The sequence below is a fragment of the Erythrobacter sp. GH1-10 genome, from assembly GCF_045363165.1.
In the GTDB taxonomy this organism is placed as follows: domain Bacteria; phylum Pseudomonadota; class Alphaproteobacteria; order Sphingomonadales; family Sphingomonadaceae; genus Erythrobacter.
In genome coordinates, this window is the sequence record NZ_JBJFLP010000002.1 from 1 (window position 1) to 20,676 (window position 20,676).

Genomic DNA, 20,676 nt, shown 5'->3' on the forward strand with positions numbered 1-20,676 from the left:
CCCCGATCGCGCAGCCGATCGCTCTTCCCCCTACGCCAGCGCCTCCAATCGCATTGCCCATTCCTATTCGACCAACACCAGTTCCGGCGCAGCCGCAGGTAGTCTTCGAAAGCCGTATTCCGCCAGTTACCCAGCCATCGCTCGCTGAGGGCGGCACAGATCGCGAACGGGTGCAAGCTGGCCGCTTCCTCAATCCCTCACGCACGATCCCACAGGGCACCGTCATCCCTGCAGTTCTGGAGACGGCGCTCGACTCTACGCGAGCGGGAGGCGTGCGCGCGCTGGTGCAGCGTGACGTTTCAAGCTTCGACGGAACCAGGGTGCTGATCCCTCGGGGTAGTCGGCTCTACGGAGAGTACGAAGCCAATCTCCAACGGGGACAAAACAGGGCGATGGTGCAGTGGACCCGCGTCATACGGCCTGACGGCGTTACAGTTGCGCTGGACTCGCCGTCTTCTGACCCTCTAGGCAGGGCTGGAATCAAGGGCAAGGTCGACGGCAAGTTCTGGCAGCGCTTTGGGGGTGCGCTGCTTAACTCGGTTCTCGACATTGGCACCGGGATCGCGGTCAATGAGGCTTCGGACGGAGTGATCGTCGCGCTTCCCGGCAGCACGCAGAATGTCGGGGTCGACAACCAACGCGAAATCCTGCCCACGCTCAAGGTGAGACAGGGCACCAGCGTCTCGGTTTTCGTCGCGCGCGATCTCGATTTTTCGAGTGTAGAGCGCTGAGCGTGGCCGCGACAGGCTACTATCTCGACAGCTTTCTCGCCCCGCTCGCGTCCTATTTCGAGCGCGGCGACCTGACCGATATCTGGATCAACCGTCCGGGCGAAGTCTGGATCGAAACGCTCGGGGGCGGCATCGAGTGCATCGAGGAACCCGGTCTCGACCAAGCCCTGCTTGCGCGGTTGGCGCGCCAGATCGCAGCGCATTCCTCGCAGGGGATCAGCCGATCCCAACCGCTGCTCGCCGCGACGCTGCCCGATGGCTCGCGCGTCCAGATCGCGGCCCCGCCGGCGACCCGGGAAGGCCATTGCTTTGCGTTTCGCCGACATGTCTCGGCCAAGCTTACGCTCAGCGACTGGGAGGATTCGGAGGCTTTCGATGCGGCGGTTACGGGTGCGCCCATCCCACTGGTAGAACGCGAGCTGGTACCGCTCGGAGGGAGGGAAGCCGCAAGCCATTTGCGTTCTGCTGTGCGCGGGCGAAAGAACATCCTGGTGTCGGGCAGTACCTCCTCCGGAAAGACCACATTCCTCAATTCGCTGCTCGGCGAAGTTCCGCGCGAAGAACGGCTGATCCTGATCGAAGACACCCCCGAGCTGTACCTCGAGCACGCAAACTCGGTCGGGCTGATCGCCGCACGCGGAGAGGAGAGCGAAGCGCAAGTGTCCGCCGAAGACCTGCTTATCGCCGCGCTGCGGATGCGCCCGGACCGCATCATCCTGGGTGAATTGCGCGGGAGCGAAGCCTTCACTTTCCTGCGCGCCGTGAACACCGGCCACCCCGGATCGATGACCACCGTCCATGCCGACACGCCCGCGCGTGCGATCGAGCAGCTGGCGTTGCTCATCCTCCAATCGGGTTCGCGCCTCGCTCGCGAGGACGTGCGCCACTATGTCCGCGAGAGCATCGACGTTTTCGTCCAGCTGGAGCGTCGCCAGGGCAGGCGGACCGTCAGCCAGGTCCTCGCCGCGAGGTAGGAACCTGTATGGCAGCTCCCGTGCAATCCAGCCTGCTCGAACCTGCCGGCCCGTCGGAATTAGGCGGCTCACTCGATTGGATCAACGGTCTGTTGCTGGGTGAGCTGGCGCTCACGCTATGTGTCTTGGCCGTGGCGTTCGTGGGCTTTCTGATGTTGTCCGGCCGACTTGCGGTTCGCGAAGGTCTGCGCGTGGCTCTTGGGTGTTTCGTGCTGCTAGGGGCGCCGACTATTGCGGTCGCCATCAGTGGAGCCTTTGAGCGATCCGAAAGCGTAGACCCAACAATCGTTGAAGCGCCGAGTCCATCTCCTCGTGGAGATCTTGAATCGGCGGAGTACAATCCTTACGCGCAGGCATCGGTTCGGGATGATCGGTGATATGAGGTCACGACCTTTTCGGGCTTTAGAGACCTCGGGTTCACATTCTCGGACTGGGTATCGCCGATCAGCAGCTGAGGGACGCGTTCAAGAGCTTGAACAGAAGGGTGTTTTGACTCTTGGCTCATGGGGCGAGGTCAGTTGCCAATGCTCTTGCCTACCATGTTCGCAAGACAGGTTCGTCTCTGGCTTCCAGGCGTGTCAGTGGTCAATCCAGCACTTCGCCCGCAATTCATCCGACCCCGTTCGGGCGCACCTTTACCCTCTTGGGATTTCGCCGGCCTTTTCCAGGCGTGCGATGTGCTGAGGCGAATACAGAACCAGCTCCTTGACCTGACGCTTCGACAAAATCCTCATCACAATGTCTCCTTGAATAGAGAGCATCATGATGCTCGGGCTTACGACAGTCCCCGAGGCATAGATACGCTAGCATTCACTTGTTCCCGCGCAAGTCAAAGCGACGAACTCGATTGCCCGAAGTAAAGCATTTCGCGAACAATACTCTGTCTTGTAATCGGAGCGGCACGTGCAGGAGCACGATGGCTGAAGGACCAAGATTGCTTGGATTCGTATTTCTTTGCTGGCACGATGGGGACGCCGCAGATGGCCTGCTAACGAAGGGCGCTTGAATGTCCGATTATCGGCAAGACCTGTTTGAGCCCGCTTCCGGGTCGGGGATCGGATCCTCGGTGGATTGGCTTGGCGGAGCGCTGTTCGGCGAGGTCGCGGTGGTGCTGTGCGTGCTGGCGGTGGCGTTTGTGGGGTTTTTGCTGCTGACCGGGAGGCTGGCGGTGCGCGAAGGCGCTCGCGTAATGATGGGATGCATCCTGCCGCTCGGCGCGCCGCTGATCGCGATGGCGCTGATCGAGAATTCGGGGCGGGGTGACGTTTACGAGCCTAGAATTACGCAAATTCCGCCGCCCGCTTCGAGGCAAGATATCGAAGCTGTGGAATACAATCCTTACGCACAGGCTTCGGTTCGGGACGATCGATGAGGCTGGCTACACTTAATTTGAATTCCGAATCCGAAGTTCAAGATCTCTTTGTTTATCGCAGAGTGAACCTTTTAATGTAGAATTGAAAACATTATTAAGAGCCATCTTCGTCATCTTGATCAATACCAGTCATCAATAGATTAACAGTCTGGAACTGGAAATATCCTAAAATAAAGAAAGAGCCAAATAACAAGATCTCCCACTTCTCATTACTTTCTATGACGGCAAATATCCTATTAGTTAATATAAGTAAAGATAAAGTTGAAACTAATATTGAGGCCTTTAGATATACCGATTGCTTCCCATAATATTTCATTACTTTTCCTAACTTAGTGCGTTCACGCAAGCATCTGCGAGTTGGCCGTAGAAACTATCGATTTCATCACTGAACGCTAGCTGTAGAGTAAGCACGGTTCCACCTCCGATCACGCCTCCACGACGTGCATTGGCGATCCTGCGTGCGGATGGTGGGATGTACTTATTGTTGACTACCGGTCGAAACTTCTTGTCAACGTGATTTAGAGAGCCGGTCACCCCGTTTCCAAGTACCTCGCCGATTTTGTAGCCAGCGTATGATCCGATTAGTAGCGATGCAAGCTGTGTCAGATCATCTCCCTCAGCAAGGGCTCGGCAGATCTCGGAAGTTATTTGTATCGAGACGAACGAAGTCCCAAGAGGCGCCCGTTTCTTGGATCTTGGCTGGCGACCACTCCCCCCACCCCTCGCAATAATCTCATTCAGATGCCCGTTAGGCCCGTATATCAACGAAAGGAGCGGATCTAACGTCGGATCATACGAGGTGCTAGGAATCCCGGAGTCACTATCCGACCCTCCCGATCCTCTCTTCTTTCTGTCTCGGTCCACGCAAATATGGCCAGGTGGGCAAGAGGTTCCGTTGAGCCCAAGCGGGTCGATGAAGTTCGTCGGATTATTCCCAACATACCCATACATATTCAGCCCATCGCCATACCCAATCGGATCGGTCTGCATGAACCTGCCCAGACCCGGCGAATACGCCCTCGCCTTGTAGTGGTATTGCCCGAGTTCCGGTATCCAGATTTGTCCCGTGTACCGGAAGCGTCCGCTGTTGGCGTTGGTAGAAGGAGCGCCCGGCATCCCGTATTCGTCATAGGCGTTGATGGACTTCAAGGTCCGGTCATGCCCGAAGATCGCGATGATCGAACCGAGCCGATCTATGTAGAGATGCTCCGATGCAGTCGTGGCGGCATTCGATCCGGGGTACCGGATCAGCGGATCGTCGCCGGCCGACAGACCATGAATATAGCGATCGAGCATCGCGCCGCTCGCGTTGTATTCCGCAATCAGGTCGTTTCCTGAATACAGCATACGAGTCACGTTGCTGCTGCCGTCTGTGATTTCGTAGAGCCGTCCCAGCGGATCGTAGCGAAGGGTCGCGTTGTTGCCGCCGGATGCGCTCACCAACCGGTTCTCGGTATCGTAGACGAAGCTGGTGCCGCCATCGGATATCAGGTTGCCGTTGTCGTCGTACGAGAACACGGTCGCATCGACGCTGTCATACTGGTTCAATCCGTCCGGGACATAGGCTGTGTCGAGACTGCCGGAAGGATGAGCGTCCCACACATAGGCCTGGTTTGTCACGTCTTCGCTGATGACTTCGCCAGCGGGGTTGTAGCTGAAGTAGAAGTTCGTGTGATAGGTGCTGCTGTACTGGTTGTAGAACCAGATACGATCGAGGCGTCCGGCATCGTCGTAATAATAGTATTCGCCCATCGGCCCATTGATTCGCGACCTTAGGCCTTTGCGGCCGGCATTGTCATAGTATTGGCCGACAAGGCCTACATTGTTCTCGTCCCTTATCGTTCTGAAGCGGCCGAGATTGTCGTAAGTGTATGTCCAATATTCTCCATCAGGGTGGGTGATGCGAGATTGCCTGCTTGCCACGTCGTATTGATAGCCGATCTGCCGCATGGTGCCGTCCATCGCCTGTGCCTCGGACGTCAATCGGCCCAATGCGTCATAGGCAAATGTGATACCTTCGCCGCTCAGACTGTCGAAGCGCGCATCGGTCGGGTTTCCGAATAGGTCGTACTTGTAGAACACATCGCGCGTATGCGTGCTCGATAGTCCTGGGCGGTCAGGAACAATTTTCCGATAAAGCTCGCCATTTGGGGCGTAGTAGTAGCCGAAAACCTCCCCGCGGCGGGTCCGGCGTGTCGAGACGTTGCCCGCCGCATCGTAATTGAGCTGCTCATAGTCGCTGTTGTTGCTGGTCGAGGATACAGTCTCGGAGGGGTAGTTCGTGCGGCTTAGGCGATCATGGCCGTCATACGTGTAGCTCGTGCGATTGTCGGCAGCGTCTTCGACCCAGGCAAGTGTCCCGTTCGCGTTGTAGGACATAGCGGCGGACTGTTGCTGATAGCTGGTGTCTACCCCGGCCCAGACTTCGGTTACACGGTCGGCCGTGTCGAAGTATCGCTTGGCGATGCGATCCTCTCCGAAGGTTCCTGGGGTCATCTTGACGCAAGCATCTGCTGGCAGCGCGGTGGAAGAGGAAGTGAGGTTCATACGCACCGCGGTGCATTCTAGCCGCCCGGCATTGTCGTAACCGTATTGCGTGATCGAATACCGCGTCGTGCCGTCGGTGGAGATCTGTGATGAAGCGATTGCGCGACCAAAATCATCATACGTGGTCTCGGCGACGGTATCGACTGTAAAATTGTTCCAGTCGGTGTTGCTCGTGCCGGTGACATATCCACTTTCGGAGAGCGTCACCTGGCCATCCGGATTATAGGTGAGGCGAGTCGCCGGGCGCTGGAGGCTCCCGGCGCCGTCCGGGTCGGGCGAAATGACTCCCAGGACCTGCCCGGCATTGTCCCGCCGATATGTGGTGACATCGCCGTTACCCGCAAGAGGACCATTGATCGTCTCGACATCGCCGAGCTCGGTGTAGGAGAAGCTTGTGGTCGAAACGAGCGTGTTGTTGCCTGCTCGGCGCGTCACCGATACGGGGTTCAGGTTCGGGGCGATGTTCGCATCATAGGCGATATCGGTGTTGGCCTCGTCCGCGCTATTGGGGCAGAGTTCCTGCGTCCGACAAGCGCGAACGTTCGATGGCAATGTCAGAGATGTGGTCTGATTGACGAGCGCACCTGAAGAATTCCTGGTCTTGGCCGTGCGGCTCACATAGGAGATGTGAGTAATGGTTCGGTCACCATCGTTGTTCGGCGGGCTCTCGATACGAGTGATTCCGCCATGGGTCGCATCATAAAAATAGTTTGATGTCGCTGAACCTGCGCTCGTCGTGGAAATGGGTTTGTTGCAGGTAACTGGGTTCGCACAGGAGACTGGGAAAGCAGCGGTTGAAACGATGTCCGCCAATCCGGAGCCGGGCTCTGCGATCTGGCGAACCTCGGTGACGTTTCCGCGGGCATCGTATGTGTATTCGGTGCGCTGGCCTTCAGGTTGAACGCTTGCCTCCAATCGGCCATCAGCGTCGTACTCATACGTTCTGGCGTTGTTCTGAGCGTCGAGGATGTAGGTGACAACACTTTGTGTTGAGTCTGTGGCGGTAGCTCGAAACCGTCCGAGAGAATCGTTTGAGTTCGAAGTGAGGCTGGAGCCGAGTACATCCCAGGTGTAGGTGCGAGTGTAGCTGCCTTGGTACTGGATCGAGGAGACCCGGTCGTTTCCATCGTAGCTGATGACAACACCATCGGTCGTTTCACTCGGCCGCTTCACACCGGTAAGGCGATCCGAAGAGTCGCTCCGAAAGCGCGAGGTGCGACCGAGGACGTCGGTCACGGTTTCGAGCGTATCGGAGCCCGAGTATGAGACATCGTAGCTGAGCGATGGCCAGCCATTCGACGGCGTGCAGGCCCCGGTCGGATCGCAATATTCTTCGGCGTTATTAATAGCCGTTACCTTTGTAATCCGATACCAAAGGTTAGTGTTGGATGCGGAGTCTGCTGCGTATTTGAAACGCAATTGATATGATGCGTTGTTTGTGACTGATTGGAGCCTCACTACATAGACATCCACAAAAGTCCCCGGTGAAACTTCAAAAGCGTAAAGATCGTTTACATAGTGCAGTGTAGTTTGCTTGCCGTCCGGGCTTGTGATGGTTTCCGCCAATGCGTCTGCGGTGCCGTAGTAACTCTCACCGTTATTAACGTACGATTCCTTGAAGACGATCTGCGTGCCGTCGCGACTGGTGTATGTGTGGGTGCCGGTCGACCAATTGTGGGCTATCGTCTCGCCAGTACCCTGATCGGCAGCATAAACCGTCCCATTCCATGTGAATGTCTTCCTCGTGCCTCCCCAGTTGATCGCCGCGTTCGGATTTCCTGACTCCATTTCCAGGGAAATCATATAATTGTGCCGCCAGCCATTCCCCACCCGGGTACGGGTATGGGTCAGTCCATTCGCGCCACCAATAGAAACGCTCGAAGAAGGTGTAACAATCTCGCCTGTCGCCAAGTTTACTCCATGCTCGTCCAACGGAAGGCGAATTTCGGGGGGGTCCACAGTTACGGTTTGAGCCAAGGCGGGGGCTGTCACAAGAGTGGTGGGTGCCAGGATGGCAGCGGTCGAAAGAAGAGCGTGTTTAGCCTGCATATTGATCCTCGGATCGAAGGGAATTCTGGGAAGGTGGAAACGAATTCAGCCGACGAGATTCACTCGGTGGAAGACTGCCCGCGCTGCCAGCGCCCGGCGATTACCTGCGCGTTGGCGCATAGCGTGGCAGGTCTTTCGCCAAGTGCCCGCTCAAGTTGGTTCTGGACAGCTTCGTTGCCTTTCGACGCAAGCTCACAAATCGTGTCGCGATAGCGCTTCACCTGCCCTTGCTGCCCGAGCTTGGCCTTGGCGCAGTCGACGATCGAGAAGCCCTTCGCCTCAAGTCCCGCAACCGATCCTTGGACGGCGAGGATATGGAAGGGCTTCCCGCGCTGTTCCGGTCTCACTTGCGCAACGGCATCATGCGGCCGGGCCATGCAGATCGGTGAATTCTGGTCAGAGCCGGGTGCGTCGTTGCCGTCTAGCCCTTGCGCCCGGGCGGGCATCGCGAGCGATACGAGTAGCGCGAATAAGGGAAAGACAATTTCAGAATTATTGCGAGTGGCCATTGGCGGCTCTCCAGTCAGTGGCAGGATTGGAAGCTGTGGCTAGGGTTACTCTGGTGGCAGCCCGCCACCCAAGCACGAAGTCGTCAAAACGGAGAGGTTCGCCGTATCGGTTGCACCCAATGAATCTTGGACTGTGTAGGAAAATGTTGAGGCATCGTGCATCGGGCCAAAACGAAATGAGATCGTCCCTTCGGAAAAGGAGAGTAAAGTCGCGCTGCCGGAGGTTTTCACGACCGATGTAAGTGAAAGCGGATAGTCTCCATCCGGGTCGCTATCATTGACAGTCACGTCGATCAGCCGGAGCGAATTGCATTCGCCGCTAGCCGAATCGTTTACCGCATTGGGAGGATTGTTCGACGGGGGCGGCGTCGGGGTTGGCGTTGGAGTGGGCGTCGGAGTTGGCGTTGGAGTGGGCGTCGGGGTTGGCGCAGCACATGCCGGAACCGAACCATCATTGCGCGTTTTGAACTCGGTGCGATTGCCCATCTCGTCGTAGCAGAGCGTGCGGGTATCATCGTTGTTCGTTCCGCCTGACACTTCAGTCGTAGTAAGGCGCCCAAGAGCGTCGTAGCCGAAATCTTTGGTTTCTTGTTGAGCCTGAACGCTCGTTGCTAAGATCGTTGCCAGCGCGCCAATACTCGCCGAGCAAATCAATTGGAATTTCGCCATCCTGTCCTCATGTGTTCTGACCGAATGCTAAAGGAATGACATTCAGACACCACACAATGGTCGATTGAATTATCTGGACTGGTCAATGACTTATTGTCGACATATTTTGAAATATGGGTGATAATTCGCGGAATTCTGCGACTTTCGAATTCTCAGACTATAGAATTTATTAAGGGGCCTTGGACTGCTCGGTGGGTGGAATAGCGCGGTTCTACTCAAGGAGATTGCCATATTTGGCTGCACCTTTCCGGAATCCTCGCCCTTTCTGAATACTATCTGCAGCAATTACTCGACTTCATCGCAGGACAGAGCAATCCCCTGCATCGTGAGAAGCAGACCTGACCGCATTGCAGACCTGATGGAACTGTCCCAGTCGGACCTTCTCGATCTTTGGTCCGATCTCTTCAGACAGCCTGTGCCCTCGCTTCCGCTGAACATTCTGCGCTTGCTGGCTGCTCACCGCCTGCAGGCGAGCCGCGCTGGCAAGCTCAAGGTCAGTGTGAGACGAGAACTCGAGCGCTTGGCCAAAGACCGAGAAGGCGCGTCAGCGGGCAAGCCCGCCTCGCCGCGGGTTTCGCCGGGCACCCGCCTGGTGCGCGAGTGGAACGGGCAGACGATCCTGGTCGAAGTCCTCGAGCATGGGCTGCGCTATGATGGCAAGGACTGGAACTCGCTTACCGAGATCGCGAGAGCCGTCACCGGAACCCATTGGTCGGGGCCGCGCTTCTTCGGGCTGCACAAGCGTGGCTGAGCCGATCAAGCGCTGCGCGATCTACACCCGCAAATCGACAGAGGACGGTCTCGAGCAGGAGTTCAACAGCCTCGATGCGCAATATGAGGCCTGTGCAGCCTATGCGCTGAGCCAGCGGCATGAGGGCTGGGAGGTGATCGAGGCTCGCTATGATGATGGCGGCTACTCGGGCGGCACTATGGAAAGGCCCGGCCTGAAGCGCCTCCTGGAGGACATTGAGGCGGGCCTCATTGATATCGTGCTGCTCTACAAGATCGACCGGCTTACCCGCAGCCTGTCGGACTTCTCGCGGATCGTCGATGTGCTCGACAAGGCCGAAGCGAGTTTCGTCAGCATTACCCAGGCGTTCAACACCACGACCAGCATGGGCAGGCTGACGCTGAACATGCTGCTCTCTTTTGCGCAGTTCGAACGCGAAGTCACCGGCGAACGGATCCGCGACAAGATCGCGGCTTCGAAGAAGAAGGGACTATGGATGGGCGGGCCGGTGCCATTGGGGTACCGGGTCAAGGACCGCAAGCTCGTCGTGGTGCCCAAGGAGGCCGGAGAGGTGCGCCATATCATGCAGCGCTACCTTGCGCTCGGGACCGTTCCCGCGCTGGCCCAGGAGCTCGAGCGCGAAGGCTATCGCACCAAGGCGCAGAAGCGCGCGAGCGGACCGCACAAGGGCGGGTGCCTTTATCGCCGCGGCACGCTCTATCACTTGCTCGCCAACCCGATCTACCGCGGGAAGCTCAAGCACAAGGGCGAGGTGTTCGAGGGCGAACACGAAGCGATCGTCGATGAGGAGCTGTGGGATAGCGTCCAGTTCAATCTCAAGGAAAACGCCTCGGGCTCATCGCGCCGCAAAGGCACCAAGCAGCCCAGCCTCCTGATAGGGCTGGTCCAAGACGAGCATGGAAGAGCGATGACCCCGAGCCATTCGGGCAAGAGCCGAAAGACGCAGCGCTATCGCTACTATGTCACACGTGCCGACCAGCTAGTCGACCATCCTGCCTGCCGCGTGCCTGCCAGCGATCTGGAGCAGCTGGTCTGCGAGCATCTTGCGGCGCAACTGCGCGATGATGGCTGGCTTATGGATATCGCCGGGCCGCTTGCCGCGGACGCAGCGGCGCTTCGGGCCGTGCGTGAAAAGGCCGGACGAGCCGCGACGGATCTGGAGAGCGGCGATGCCGCGACCCGAGCTGACGTTATATCCACGCTGGTCGCCACGGTGGCGTGTGCGCAAGACGGCGTGACGGTCGAACTCGATGCCCAAGCGATCGCGCAACGCTTCGATCTGGGCGAGAATGCGCCTCGCACCCGTTTCCTGAGACTGCCAATTCCTGCGGTGAAGATGCGCTCGGGGCATCAGTTGCGGCTGGTGGTTCCCGGCCGCGAGGAGGATGAGCCCGCTCCGCCGAGGCACGACAAGAAGCTGATCGCGCTTGTGCACGAGGCGCTGGAAATGCGCGACGTAGTTCTAAGCCAGCCTGAGCGCTCAATGTCGGCGATCGCCAAGGACCTTGGCAAATGCCGTACGCGGTTGACCAAACTCGTAGGCATATCCTGCCTCGCGCCCGATATCATTGAAATCATCGTCGAGGGGCGACAGCCGATTGGCCTGACTAGCAAGACGCTTCTTGCGAGGCCATTACCGTGGTGTTGGGATGAGCAGCGAAAGCAGTTCGCAGCGCCATGAGTTTAAGCGTCCTAGGCAACCTAGTTTGAGACTGGGTTTAAGACTCAATCGCTCCAAACGCTCAGTGAATTTCCCGCGCTCGTCCAATGGCTCTTCTGATTGCGATTGAGTATCTGCGGAATAAACTCTTCGGAATCAAAATCAGCATCGATCCACTCTGCAGAGTACTCGTATTCACATTCCGTGAAGATTGTTTTTTCGCTCATTGACCCGGGGATGGACGAGCCTCCGAGCTCCTCGCACATGAACATGACAACCAGCTCTTTGTTCTTAAACAAATCCGGCGGTTGAATGGTGCACAGCTTCTTCTCATTCAGGAAGTAATCCCAACCGTCGCGTCCTTGCTCGATCCTGTATTTGTAGGCCTTGCCCGGCAATAGTGTTCTCTTGAGGGTTGTGCCTTCTTTCGCCCCTTCAACATAGAGATAGTGTCCGGTTCGGGGCTTGGCCCTATCATCAGGCTGCGCCTGAAGGTATGTATCACTTCCAGGTCGGGATCGATCAAATTTGCGCTGGAGGTCGGCTACCTCCATCTTTCTGTAAACATGGCCGAACTGCAACCACCATGTTGGGGTCCCGGCTACTTCATTGGCGGTGCTTAGCCCTACCCAAGCGACTGACGCCGCTTCAGGTTCTTCGGACAATTCCCCTTTTCGAACAGTAATGGAGGCTGAAACACCAGTGATTAAGCTACTCGGTGAACGCAGTCGCATTCCTTGGTAGGTGCGTGTCGTCATCTTGCCCCCAAAACTTGCCACCAATTTCCCCTGACTACAGTTAATCAGGATCCATTACAATCGATCTCCATTTCCTGCTGCGGAACTATAAATATTGAAGCGTCTATCAATCCCAGCATCAAAGCCGGAAATACACCTCGGGAAACACCCTGTACTTGTCGAAACCATTCTGTTCACCGTTAGCGAGTTCAATATTCATGGTTTGCGCCTAATCGCCCAAACCAGAGTTGAAATCGCACCGATCAGCGCAGCAAGCGCGACGAGTGCGGCAGGATCCAGGACTAGCATTGTGGCCTCCGATTCGAATGGAGGTCCCTATGTTCACACATTGTTCCATGTAGGACAGGGCTAGTTTGGGAGTGTGCCCGGCTGCCCATGGATGGGAATGGGCCCTAACTGTATTTGGGAATAGCGCTCGGCAACCGCGCGCCACAATTTGGCGCCGCCCGGTTCTTCGTCAGCCTCGTAATGCTCGATCCGTTCTTGGATAAACCGATGCCCATCGGCTCCGTGGTGCTTCTCGACCCACAAGGCCATGGCCCACAGCTCCTTATCGCGCGTAAGTGACATGGTGTGATTGTCTCAGCGCAGATCCAATATGGCTAGCTGAATTCTGTCCGCGCAAAGCGGTCACGGCCTTAGCTGGAATACGCGAAGCCCCCTCAAAGACGATTGGAGTTTTGTTTAAACAATTGTGATATAGGCGTTTCTCAATCGAGGGGTCATAATGCTCGCAGGTTTGATATTGCTCATTTCTACCGTGCCGGCCGGCGAAGAATTTGCCTGCACGCCTACCGCTGTATGGGACGGTGATGGTCCGATCTGGTGCGAGGAAGGGCCGCGGGTGAGGCTATCAGGTATCGCGGCCCGCGAAATGGATGGCAGCTGCAGTGTGGGCCACCCATGCCCCGATGCCGGCGCAACCGAGGCACGTGATGCTCTCGTGCGTCTTGTGGGCGTGGCCAGGGGCTACGGAGAATACGGTCATGTCATTGTGAGTGGACCGACGATGCGCTGCGTATCCGATGGATCGGCAGGCGGCAGTCGCACGGCTGCCTGGTGTGTATCGCCTCGCGGAGGAGATCTTTCCTGTGCAATGGTGTCAGGAGGTTGGGCCGCTCGGTGGGATCGCTATTGGAAAGGGCATCGCTGCTGATGAAAGAGTGGGGCAATCAGCATAAGCGAAGAAGCTGGATGATCCAGCTGGAGTTCGCCCTGCTTCTTGGTTGCCTGATTGTGCCATTCGCTGTCGGCTTGCTGGCTTTGGCCGAGAGATCCTCTGCCTCTCACGACTATTCGGGCAAGCCGGTCTTCGGTCCTGATCCAGTCTCAGATGCATCTCCCGCACCATCAGGCGCTGGCGAACATGGAAATGCGCGGACACAGCCACGGAACATCCCAAAATGAAATCTCGAAGCAGCGACAAGCCGTTCGGGTGGGGCGCTCTTGCGGCTGCCGCGCTTGGCGGGTTCCTCTTTGGCAAGATGGGAGATGATCGCGCCTCGGCCGATCAATCATCGATCCAACCCCTCTACCAGGCCGCCCCTCAGTTCGAGAACGCGCAGCCTGACTATTCGCTGCCGGTCTACTTCGCCAATTGCTCGGCAGCTCGCGCTGCAGGTGCCGCACCGGTCAGGCGAGGTGATCCCGGCTACGCACCCCATCTTGATCGCGATCGAGATGGGGTAGGATGCGAATGAGAGCTATCGTGCCTTGCGCTAGAAGGATGCCGGTCGCGAGTGCAGGCTGACCCAAACACCACACCTTCCGAAAAAGCGCTCGATGTCGCTCGCGTACAATTCCGCGGCCACCACGGATTGGTACCGCTAACGTTCGGCAATTCTGCCGAATAACAGGGACGTATCATGAAAAAATTGGGAAGCGTAGCGCTGGCTGCGCTGCTTGCGAGCGCCAGCGGTGGCTGCGCGACTGTGCTCAATGGGACGAATGTCGATTACTCGACCGAGACCCGGCCAGAGGGGGCAACTGCAACTTTTACATCCGGTCAGGAATGCATCACACCTTGCGAACTGGAAATGAAGCGGAAGAATGACCAGCGGGTCGATCTTTACGCGGAAGGCTACAAGCCGACCTATGTACTCATTCAGTCGAAACTGGGAGGCTCTACCTTCGGCAACATTCTGGCCGGCGGCGGGATTGGTGCTGTTGTCGATGGCAGCAACGGGGCAAGCAATCGCCTCTATCCGCGCCCGCTTATCGTCCAGCTAGCCGAGGAAGGAACCGATGAAGAAGCGGTCCTGCTCGACAAGGACGGGAACGTGACCATGACCGTCAAAGAGCACAACGATTCTGTGCGCGTCGATGTCGCAAAGACGATCGGTGCCGAGCTTGCCGGGCTGGAGGCAGCTCCGAACCCCGGCAGCGAATAGGCGGCTCACCCAACGCTCAAATCTGGAAGGGCCCCAGCAGTTTGCGGGGCCCTTCCATAATTCAAAGTCTGCCAATCGGTGACCGTTGCGGAACTGCGTGCAGTGGCGGATTGACATAAACCGTGAGATAAATCTCAAGTCGGATGCGAGGCGGAAGTTGGATAACCTCGAGAATCATTTCCGTTGTCACGCGTTCAACGATGTTTTGCTTGGCCGCATTAACCACAAGAGACGTCCTGACTGCTCAACCAGCTTTCTTTTAAGGCATTGGCGCGTAAGCGTGACCAAGACGGCCCAGCAAAAAACTTGATAGGGCACATGTTTCTCACGTGACAAGTCGGAAGAATTTCTGCCAAGTCGACTGATGGGGCAAAAATCACACCTTGGAATCATCGGAGCCGGGGTTGCGGTCAAAAAGGCTCAGTCGGGCATTGGTCTCTTCGATACTGTCTCGATTACGCACCTTCCTGACTGGCACCTCGAATATCCGGGGTCGTATAACGTCTTTGATGATATCTCCGACTTAATTGCCGACTCCGGGTGCGATGGCTTGTACATTGCGACACCGGTCGCCGCCCACCAGCACCACATCCATGCCGCCCTGACGAGCAAGCTGCCGACATTGGTTGAAAAACCGATGCTGCTAAGCTCATCGCAAGAGGAACTGTTCCGCGATTATGACAAATCGAAAGTAAGGGTAGCGTTCAAGAAAAGGTATTCGCTTCCTGCCAGGCTTATCAAGTCAACAATTTCCGCCAAACCGAGGGGAGGTGCTTCATTGGCGATGCGCTGGTTCGCTCCTTACCCCGGCGACAAACACTGGAAGCTTGACAAGGCAATGGCTGGCGGCGGCATCCTGATGGATGTCGGTACGCATATGCTCGATATGGCGCGCTTTTGTTGCGGGTCTATCAATGTATCCGCGGTGCGAGAAATCAGATTTGACGCAAAGTGCGAGACTGAATCGTACTTTTCGATCACCTGCACTTCGCAATCGGGTGTCTCAATCCTGCTTGAAGGCGGCTGGGAAAGTGAAAATTCATTCCAGGAAATCAGGTTTTGGGACGGTGACTCGGCAATCGACTGGCGAAAGGATGACCAATCTACTGTGCAGAGACTAAGTGTCAGGTCTTCGGCCGGAAGGTCGATGCAGGAAGTGCGTCCCGACGAAGAGTATCGATTGATGTTCCAACAGTTTCTCGGGCTTTGCTGGGGTCAACAAGATGATTTGCCGACTTGGATGGATGGTATCGAGAACTTAAGAGCAATCGAAGAAATTTTCGAACTGGTACGCGTTCAGGGTTAGCTGGAAAATGAAGAATCTGGTGAGCATCCAATGGCCGGCGGAACAGTCCGTTACCGCTTTGGAAATTGAGTACCTGCGCCGCGCTGTGGATAGCTGCACTTGGACCCATGGCCATTTCGCCAGAGAGTTCGAGGCACGGTTCGCTGAGTGGTTGGGCGTAAAGTACGCCTTGTTGGTGCCTAACGGCACTGCTGCGGTTTCCATGTCGATACTTGCCTTAGGGTTGAGGCCGGGGGAGGAGGTGATTGTTCCCGCAATAACTTGGCCTTCGGTGATCTCGGCAATCACGTACGCGGGAGGCGTTCCAGTTTGTGTGGACATTGACCCCAACACCCTGTGCATGGACCCAAAGTACGTCGAATCCGCCATCACGGAAAAAACCCGGCTCGTCGTGGCAACTCACCTCTATGGCAGCCAATGCGCTGTCGAGGAGATTTTGCGGATTGCAGGCGAAAACGGTGTGTCGGTGATCGAGGACGTCGCACAATCTATTGGCTCGATATCTTCAGGTCGAACTTGTGGCTCATTCGGTGAAGCTGGTGCGTTCAGCCTAAACCAGAAGAAGGTCCTTGCTTGTGGCGAGGGTGGAGTAGTCACCACCAACAATGAATTCGTTTGGAGCGAGTTGCAAAGGCAGCATTTGATAGATCCTGAACGAGACTCAAATGGAAAAAGAATGCCCGGGACATACAAGGTCAGTGAGTTTCAGGCAGCCGTAGCGTTGGCCCAACTTGCCGGTCTTGACAAAAAGCTGGACGCGATAGGGCGCGGTGCTCAAGTGCTACGCGCTAAGCTCGACGAACACGGAATTGTTACACCGCAAGCCTTGCCGCCCGAGGTCGGTAGGCAAAGTTACTACAATTTTGCGTTTCATTGCCCGAAAAGAGTTGACCGAGCCGAAATAGAAAGAAAATTTCTCGAGGGCGCGAACCTAAAAATCCGTCCACCCTACAGGCCCCTTCCGCGAGTGGCCGACTTGTTTGCTAACAAGGCCCAAGGATCGCATCATGTCCGGAAGCTCAAGGAGGCAAGAGTGCTCGCAGCAAACGCCGCATATGATTGGCGTTCCTACCGCATCCCTTTCGCTTGCCTTCTGGCTGACGACGAAACGATAGTTCAGCTCGCAGAGTTCATATCGAGGGTATTTGAGGAACAGACACGTGCCGCATAGTGTGCGATTCGTTTATCTCATTTTTGCTTTTGCGTTTGTGCTTGCAGCAATCGCCGGCGTCCTCGTTTTTTTTGAAAGAGGCGGGGAGGCCGAGTTCGATATTCTCGGTCAGGAGTTCTCATCCACGAACGTGGGTCTCGCGTTTTTGGTTCTTGCCAGCCTCGTCTTTGTCTATAATGTTTTCTTTATCAGAAAGATCTTGTCGAGCGAGGCCTCGCCAATTCTTCCTAGTGCGAATGACGAGCTCATCGGTTGGGACGAGATGGTTCGCGGAGTTGACGATCTGGTTAGGCAGTTGACATCCTCAGGTGGCTTCCGACCGGACCTCGTAATTGGCATTTGCGGCGGCGGATTGGTTGTTGCCGATATTCTTGCGAAGCGCTTGGGGCACGTCCCATGCGTATCGCTCTGGGCAAGTCGACATACAAGTAGCCTCGCTTCTGCATTTTCGGGCGAGGCAGAGGCAGTCAATCGGATAGATTGGAAAGCTATCGTTACGTCGAACAAGGTCAGAAGAATTCTTGTCGTCGACGATGTTGTTTATAGCGGCAAGACGCTCCGAGACGGGCAAGAACTCATTGCCAGATCCTTGCGTTTCGTTGATGGTGAAGCGCCTGACATCAGGACAGCATGCTTTTTCCAACTTCGTAGTGCCGGATTCAACGCAGACTTCCATGTCTCGTCTGATGCAAGCAAGCGTAAAATGCTGCCTGTTTCCGATCGCGTAAGGTCATGAGCATTCTCGCGCTACGGCTGAACGATTTATGAGCAGATCGGAATAGATTGATCTTCCAAATGTGCCGACTCTATCCGCTAGACCCAACTGTTTGCTGAAACCTCATATTAGCAAATTTTTGGGCCGAAAGCAGTCACTGCCCAGAACTAGCGGCAACGCCTGGAATTGAGCCGAAAGCGGACTTCCCGTTTCTTCTTTGCGTGACTTAAAATCGAGGTTTGGCACTCGACCAAGTTGCGGATGCTGGTTCACCAGCACGGCAAGCGCCAAGCATCGCTTGGTCTGCAAGAGTGCGGCGAGGTGAAGTTTCAAGTCGCATCAGGGGACTTTGGCAGAATGCTAGCCTCGCTAGCGCGCTTAACATAGCATTGCCAGGATCCGACGACCAATAAGCAACCGAGGGATCTTTTGGCAGTCACAGCGATCATTGCTGATGACTGCACCTTCATGCACAAGGCCATAGCGGACATGTTGGATGACATGCGCGATTTCCATGTGGTAGCTATCGCCAAAGACGGGCCGGACGCCGTTGCGTAAGATCAAGAAATAAAACCCCCGCCCAAAAATCGCCAAGATTTGCCCATAGCAGGCAAGGAATACTGCTTACACTAGGTTCGTTGCCAGCGAGGACTAGCAATGAAATTGGCTTTAGGATGTACAGCGTTACTATTTCTCGGTGGTTGTGCGACCAGCCCCGGCCTGATCTCGGAACCAGTGCCGTACCGGGAACTCATCCGCCACATAAAGCACGACGTCGGGACCTACGTGTTCAAGCACCAGTCCGACCCCGTCGTGATCGTTCCAGAAGACATGCGTGGAATTGGCCCCAATGGACCTATGCCGCTGACCGCGGCAGAGCGAGATAGCGCCCGGCAGGCGGCGCTCGAGATGGCGAGCGGACTGCCAAACGCCAGGGTCGCGAAGAGCGATGAGATTTGCGGCGAGCAGGTGTCCTTCGAAATCGAGTCCGTCCAGATCACGGTGGCCAACCAGGTCGACCGCTCCGGAACCTTCGGCGGAGGGTTCGCGCTCGAGGTAGCCCCGGTGAAAGTCAGCGGCTCGGGCAAGGTAACCAATTCATTGAAGGACACCGTCGCCACCTCGCTCACGGTCTACCCGGCAGAACAAATCATCGACTCACAGCCGCCGCCATCGAAATACTTCGTTGGCACCCCCATCAACGACACGCTCGAGGCGCTTGCAAGCGACCTCGCGGCCACGGCTAACACGAGGCCCTGCTTCGAGTTTCGCCCGGATACCAAAGGCTCGGTGAATACACTCACATGGACCTTCATCGTCTCCAGTAAGGCCGAGACCGGCGGCAAGCTTAGCCTAATCCTCTTCTCGACCGAGGCATCGCGTAGCGAGGCCACGTCGAACAGCAACACGATCAAGATCACGCTACGGCCGAACGGGGCCTTCGGCTCCTGAATGCCAAGCACCCCGGCAATCAATTTCCGAGATCCTCAGGGGCGAACATAAATGAATTGGAAGACGATTTCTCTCACGTGCGGGCTACACCTGGTGTTGACGGGAGGCGCGGTGGCGCAGGAACCGGGCGAAAGCGACCGTGCGCCAACCGAGGGAGAAGAGGTCTACGGCGGCGACTACGTCCCCACGCCCCCTCCGGACCCGGGCATGCCCCTTTTCGCCGGGAAACCAAGAGCGGGAATCTCGATGTCGCCGCTCCTGTCGCAGCTGGACCAAGAGGAATTGCTCAAGATCGTGGAGGCGTCGTCGGCCGAGCCGAGTGTCAAGGCGCTAGAGACCGGCGATGACGTCGCGCGCGGGCTCTCCGCCGTGAGCGCGAGTATCCCCTTACGGAAGGGACTAGAGAGCCAACTCCCGGCGCGCCCAATGGCTCCGGCCGAATTCCAGCCTGAACCTTTGGACGACGAACAAGCGGCTGGAGAGATGACTGTGCATTTCGTCTACACCGGCCAAGGGGACGGTGCGATCCTCGAGTTCTCGTGCGGCGTCGCGGTGATCGACGTGGGCGGCGAATTCGGTAGGCAAGAGGGGGCGACAGACGGGGGGCGGTTGTTTGCCGAGTACTTGGACGGCTTCTTCAATGACCGACCACAATTCGACCGCACGATCGATGTCCTTTTCTTCACCCATCCACATGCCGACCACATTATCGGCGAGCAGGACATCCGCGAATGGGAAGGAGAACCGTTCAAAGTGCGCAACTTCGTCGACAATGGACATACTGCGGAAAGTGGTAGTGCAGGCCGCCAGACGCGTTTCCGTGACTGGGTGGCTGGTCAAGGCGGCGACTATACTGCGGTGAGCCTCGACCGGCAGGTCACTGCAACCGGTGTCACGAACTCGGTCATCGATCCCCTCGAATGCGAGAACGTCGATCCCGTCATCACGGCTTTCTGGGGCAGCCAGGACAGTTTCTCGGGTGACTATCGGAACCCAAATAACCACAGCCTAGTCATCCGCGTGGACTTCGGGGAAGCCTCTTTTCTCTTCACCGGTGACCTCGAGGATGCCGGGGAAGCCGACTTGCGCGAGGAGTTCTCGGGGAACTTGGAAGTGTTCGACGTCGACGTGTACCAAGTTAGCCATCACGGCGCTGACCGAGACACTTCGCAAGAGCTCCTGGAAATCATGACACCACGGATCGCGGTAATCTCGATGGGGCGGCACGAAGCACGGGTTAGAGGAACCGCCTGGGACCACGGGCACCCAAGGAGCCAGGTCGTGGAGTTGCTCGCAGCTAGCGTCACGGATAGCCGGGACCAAAGCGGTCAATTCCATGTTTTCGAAAATCAGGAAACCGAGCCAGTGACGGTAGAAGTCGAGAAGGCCATTTACGCGACGGGTTGGGAAGGAACCCTTAAGATCGCTGCGACCTCGAGTGGCACGTACTCCATCGAGCGTGACGGCTTCGAAGACTAGGCCCTTCTGGGATCCAGTGAACCCCTCCGGCCCACTCGTATGCGATGTCGATGAAGCCGGGTCTGAAAGGGATTCTTAGTGTTCGCGGGCCAAGGTTCGAATGCGTGGGTTGGGCCCAATTTCTGCAACAAGAGCACCCCGAA

At 56.8% G+C, this 20,676-nt stretch carries 19 protein-coding genes; 14 read left to right on the plus strand and 5 right to left on the minus strand.

Annotated elements, in window-relative coordinates:
* The 4 genes from ACI5KX_RS14060 to ACI5KX_RS14075 all read left to right on the plus strand — a co-directional run.
* The coding region (locus ACI5KX_RS14060; RefSeq protein WP_406811381.1) for a TrbI/VirB10 family protein at positions 1 to 731 on the plus strand (731 nt) is incomplete at its 5' end.
* A gap of 2 nt (positions 732 to 733) precedes the next feature.
* Positions 734 to 1,705, plus strand: coding sequence for a P-type DNA transfer ATPase VirB11 (gene virB11 / locus ACI5KX_RS14065; protein WP_406811382.1), 972 nt, complete (start codon positions 734 to 736; stop codon positions 1,703 to 1,705).
* An 8-nt stretch (positions 1,706 to 1,713) separates the two neighbouring features.
* The gene (locus ACI5KX_RS14070) at positions 1,714 to 2,082 is read left to right on the plus strand and encodes a TrbC/VirB2 family protein (RefSeq protein WP_406811383.1); all 369 of its coding nucleotides are present in this window, start codon (positions 1,714 to 1,716) and stop codon (positions 2,080 to 2,082) included.
* A 629-nt stretch (positions 2,083 to 2,711) separates the two neighbouring features.
* Positions 2,712 to 3,077 carry a TrbC/VirB2 family protein gene (locus ACI5KX_RS14075; protein WP_406811384.1) on the plus strand — a complete coding sequence of 122 codons (366 nt, stop codon included), beginning with the start codon at positions 2,712 to 2,714 and terminating at the stop codon, positions 3,075 to 3,077.
* 324 nt (positions 3,078 to 3,401) lie between these two features.
* Here ACI5KX_RS14075 and ACI5KX_RS14080 read toward each other — a convergent pair whose 3' ends face one another.
* The 3 genes from ACI5KX_RS14080 to ACI5KX_RS14090 all read right to left on the minus strand — a co-directional run bounded on the left by ACI5KX_RS14080 (position 3,402) and on the right by ACI5KX_RS14090 (position 8,851).
* Positions 3,402 to 7,535: an RHS repeat-associated core domain-containing protein gene (locus ACI5KX_RS14080; RefSeq protein ID WP_406811385.1), complete on the minus strand. Its 4,134-nt coding sequence runs from the start codon at positions 7,533 to 7,535 to the stop codon at positions 3,402 to 3,404.
* A 197-nt stretch (positions 7,536 to 7,732) separates the two neighbouring features.
* On the minus strand, positions 7,733 to 8,119 hold the full coding sequence (locus ACI5KX_RS14085) for a hypothetical protein (protein WP_406811386.1): 387 nt from the start codon (positions 8,117 to 8,119) through the stop codon (positions 7,733 to 7,735).
* Positions 8,120 to 8,227: 108 nt separating this feature from the next.
* Positions 8,228 to 8,851 (minus strand): Ig-like domain-containing protein, encoded by a 624-nt coding sequence (locus ACI5KX_RS14090; protein ID WP_406811387.1) that lies wholly within the window; start codon positions 8,849 to 8,851, stop codon positions 8,228 to 8,230.
* A gap of 325 nt (positions 8,852 to 9,176) precedes the next feature.
* Here ACI5KX_RS14090 and ACI5KX_RS14095 point away from each other — a divergent pair, with 325 nt between their 5' ends.
* Both ACI5KX_RS14095 and ACI5KX_RS14100 read left to right on the plus strand, forming a co-directional pair.
* On the plus strand, positions 9,177 to 9,602 hold the full coding sequence (locus ACI5KX_RS14095; protein ID WP_406811388.1) for a DUF2924 domain-containing protein: 426 nt from the start codon (positions 9,177 to 9,179) through the stop codon (positions 9,600 to 9,602).
* Positions 9,595 to 11,283, plus strand: coding sequence for a recombinase family protein (locus tag ACI5KX_RS14100; RefSeq protein WP_406811389.1), 1,689 nt, complete (start codon positions 9,595 to 9,597; stop codon positions 11,281 to 11,283). The genes ACI5KX_RS14095 and ACI5KX_RS14100 overlap by 8 nt, the downstream gene beginning before the upstream one ends.
* Before the next feature lie 44 nt (positions 11,284 to 11,327).
* Here ACI5KX_RS14100 and ACI5KX_RS14105 read toward each other — a convergent pair whose 3' ends face one another.
* A complete protein-coding gene (locus ACI5KX_RS14105; protein WP_406811390.1) occupies positions 11,328 to 12,020 on the minus strand; it encodes a hypothetical protein in 693 nt (230 codons plus the stop codon).
* 348 nt (positions 12,021 to 12,368) lie between these two features.
* Positions 12,369 to 12,590 (minus strand): DUF6961 family protein, encoded by a 222-nt coding sequence (locus ACI5KX_RS14110; RefSeq protein ID WP_406811391.1) that lies wholly within the window; start codon positions 12,588 to 12,590, stop codon positions 12,369 to 12,371.
* Between the two features lie 157 nt (positions 12,591 to 12,747).
* On the opposite strand from ACI5KX_RS14110, the gene ACI5KX_RS14115 reads away from it, so the two are divergent.
* The 8 genes from ACI5KX_RS14115 to ACI5KX_RS14150 all read left to right on the plus strand — a co-directional run bounded on the left by ACI5KX_RS14115 (position 12,748) and on the right by ACI5KX_RS14150 (position 20,533).
* Positions 12,748 to 13,176, plus strand: coding sequence for a thermonuclease family protein (locus ACI5KX_RS14115; RefSeq protein ID WP_406811392.1), 429 nt, complete (start codon positions 12,748 to 12,750; stop codon positions 13,174 to 13,176).
* Positions 13,177 to 13,423: 247 nt separating this feature from the next.
* The gene (locus ACI5KX_RS14120) at positions 13,424 to 13,720 is read left to right on the plus strand and encodes an excalibur calcium-binding domain-containing protein (protein WP_406811393.1); all 297 of its coding nucleotides are present in this window, start codon (positions 13,424 to 13,426) and stop codon (positions 13,718 to 13,720) included.
* Positions 13,721 to 13,885: 165 nt separating this feature from the next.
* On the plus strand, positions 13,886 to 14,410 hold the full coding sequence (locus ACI5KX_RS14125; RefSeq protein ID WP_406811394.1) for a PEGA domain-containing protein: 525 nt from the start codon (positions 13,886 to 13,888) through the stop codon (positions 14,408 to 14,410).
* Positions 14,411 to 14,774: 364 nt separating this feature from the next.
* Positions 14,775 to 15,716, plus strand: a complete 942-nt coding sequence (locus ACI5KX_RS14130) for a Gfo/Idh/MocA family protein (protein WP_406811395.1) — start codon at positions 14,775 to 14,777, stop codon at positions 15,714 to 15,716.
* 7 nt (positions 15,717 to 15,723) lie between these two features.
* Entirely contained in the window at positions 15,724 to 16,887 is a 1,164-nt protein-coding gene (locus ACI5KX_RS14135; RefSeq protein WP_406811396.1) for a DegT/DnrJ/EryC1/StrS family aminotransferase, read from the plus strand.
* Positions 16,877 to 17,623: a phosphoribosyltransferase gene (locus tag ACI5KX_RS14140; RefSeq protein WP_406811397.1), complete on the plus strand. Its 747-nt coding sequence runs from the start codon at positions 16,877 to 16,879 to the stop codon at positions 17,621 to 17,623. Before ACI5KX_RS14135 ends, ACI5KX_RS14140 begins: the two co-directional genes overlap by 11 nt.
* Before the next feature lie 636 nt (positions 17,624 to 18,259).
* A complete protein-coding gene (locus ACI5KX_RS14145; RefSeq protein ID WP_406811398.1) occupies positions 18,260 to 19,054 on the plus strand; it encodes a hypothetical protein in 795 nt (264 codons plus the stop codon).
* 51 nt (positions 19,055 to 19,105) lie between these two features.
* Positions 19,106 to 20,533 (plus strand): ComEC/Rec2 family competence protein, encoded by a 1,428-nt coding sequence (locus ACI5KX_RS14150; RefSeq protein ID WP_406811399.1) that lies wholly within the window; start codon positions 19,106 to 19,108, stop codon positions 20,531 to 20,533.
* Positions 20,534 to 20,676 lie beyond the last annotated feature (143 nt).

What these genes read in the sequence shown, in the direction of transcription:
- ACI5KX_RS14145 (WP_406811398.1), top strand. Translation starts at nt 18,260, where the DNA reads ATGAAATTGGCTTTAGGATGTACAGCGTTACTATTTCTCGGTGGTTGT.
- ACI5KX_RS14115 (WP_406811392.1), top strand. Translation starts at nt 12,748, where the DNA reads ATGCTCGCAGGTTTGATATTGCTCATTTCTACCGTGCCGGCCGGCGAA.
- ACI5KX_RS14150 (WP_406811399.1), top strand. Translation starts at nt 19,106, where the DNA reads ATGAATTGGAAGACGATTTCTCTCACGTGCGGGCTACACCTGGTGTTG.
- ACI5KX_RS14130 (WP_406811395.1), top strand. Translation starts at nt 14,775, where the DNA reads ATGGGGCAAAAATCACACCTTGGAATCATCGGAGCCGGGGTTGCGGTC.
- ACI5KX_RS14110 (WP_406811391.1), bottom strand. Translation starts at nt 12,590, where the DNA reads ATGTCACTTACGCGCGATAAGGAGCTGTGGGCCATGGCCTTGTGGGTC.
- ACI5KX_RS14125 (WP_406811394.1), top strand. Translation starts at nt 13,886, where the DNA reads ATGAAAAAATTGGGAAGCGTAGCGCTGGCTGCGCTGCTTGCGAGCGCC.
- ACI5KX_RS14085 (WP_406811386.1), bottom strand. Translation starts at nt 8,119, where the DNA reads ATGCCCGCCCGGGCGCAAGGGCTAGACGGCAACGACGCACCCGGCTCT.
- ACI5KX_RS14120 (WP_406811393.1), top strand. Translation starts at nt 13,424, where the DNA reads ATGAAATCTCGAAGCAGCGACAAGCCGTTCGGGTGGGGCGCTCTTGCG.
- ACI5KX_RS14105 (WP_406811390.1), bottom strand. Translation starts at nt 12,020, where the DNA reads ATGACGACACGCACCTACCAAGGAATGCGACTGCGTTCACCGAGTAGC.
- ACI5KX_RS14090 (WP_406811387.1), bottom strand. Translation starts at nt 8,851, where the DNA reads ATGGCGAAATTCCAATTGATTTGCTCGGCGAGTATTGGCGCGCTGGCA.
- ACI5KX_RS14075 (WP_406811384.1), top strand. Translation starts at nt 2,712, where the DNA reads ATGTCCGATTATCGGCAAGACCTGTTTGAGCCCGCTTCCGGGTCGGGG.
- ACI5KX_RS14135 (WP_406811396.1), top strand. Translation starts at nt 15,724, where the DNA reads ATGAAGAATCTGGTGAGCATCCAATGGCCGGCGGAACAGTCCGTTACC.
- ACI5KX_RS14070 (WP_406811383.1), top strand. Translation starts at nt 1,714, where the DNA reads ATGGCAGCTCCCGTGCAATCCAGCCTGCTCGAACCTGCCGGCCCGTCG.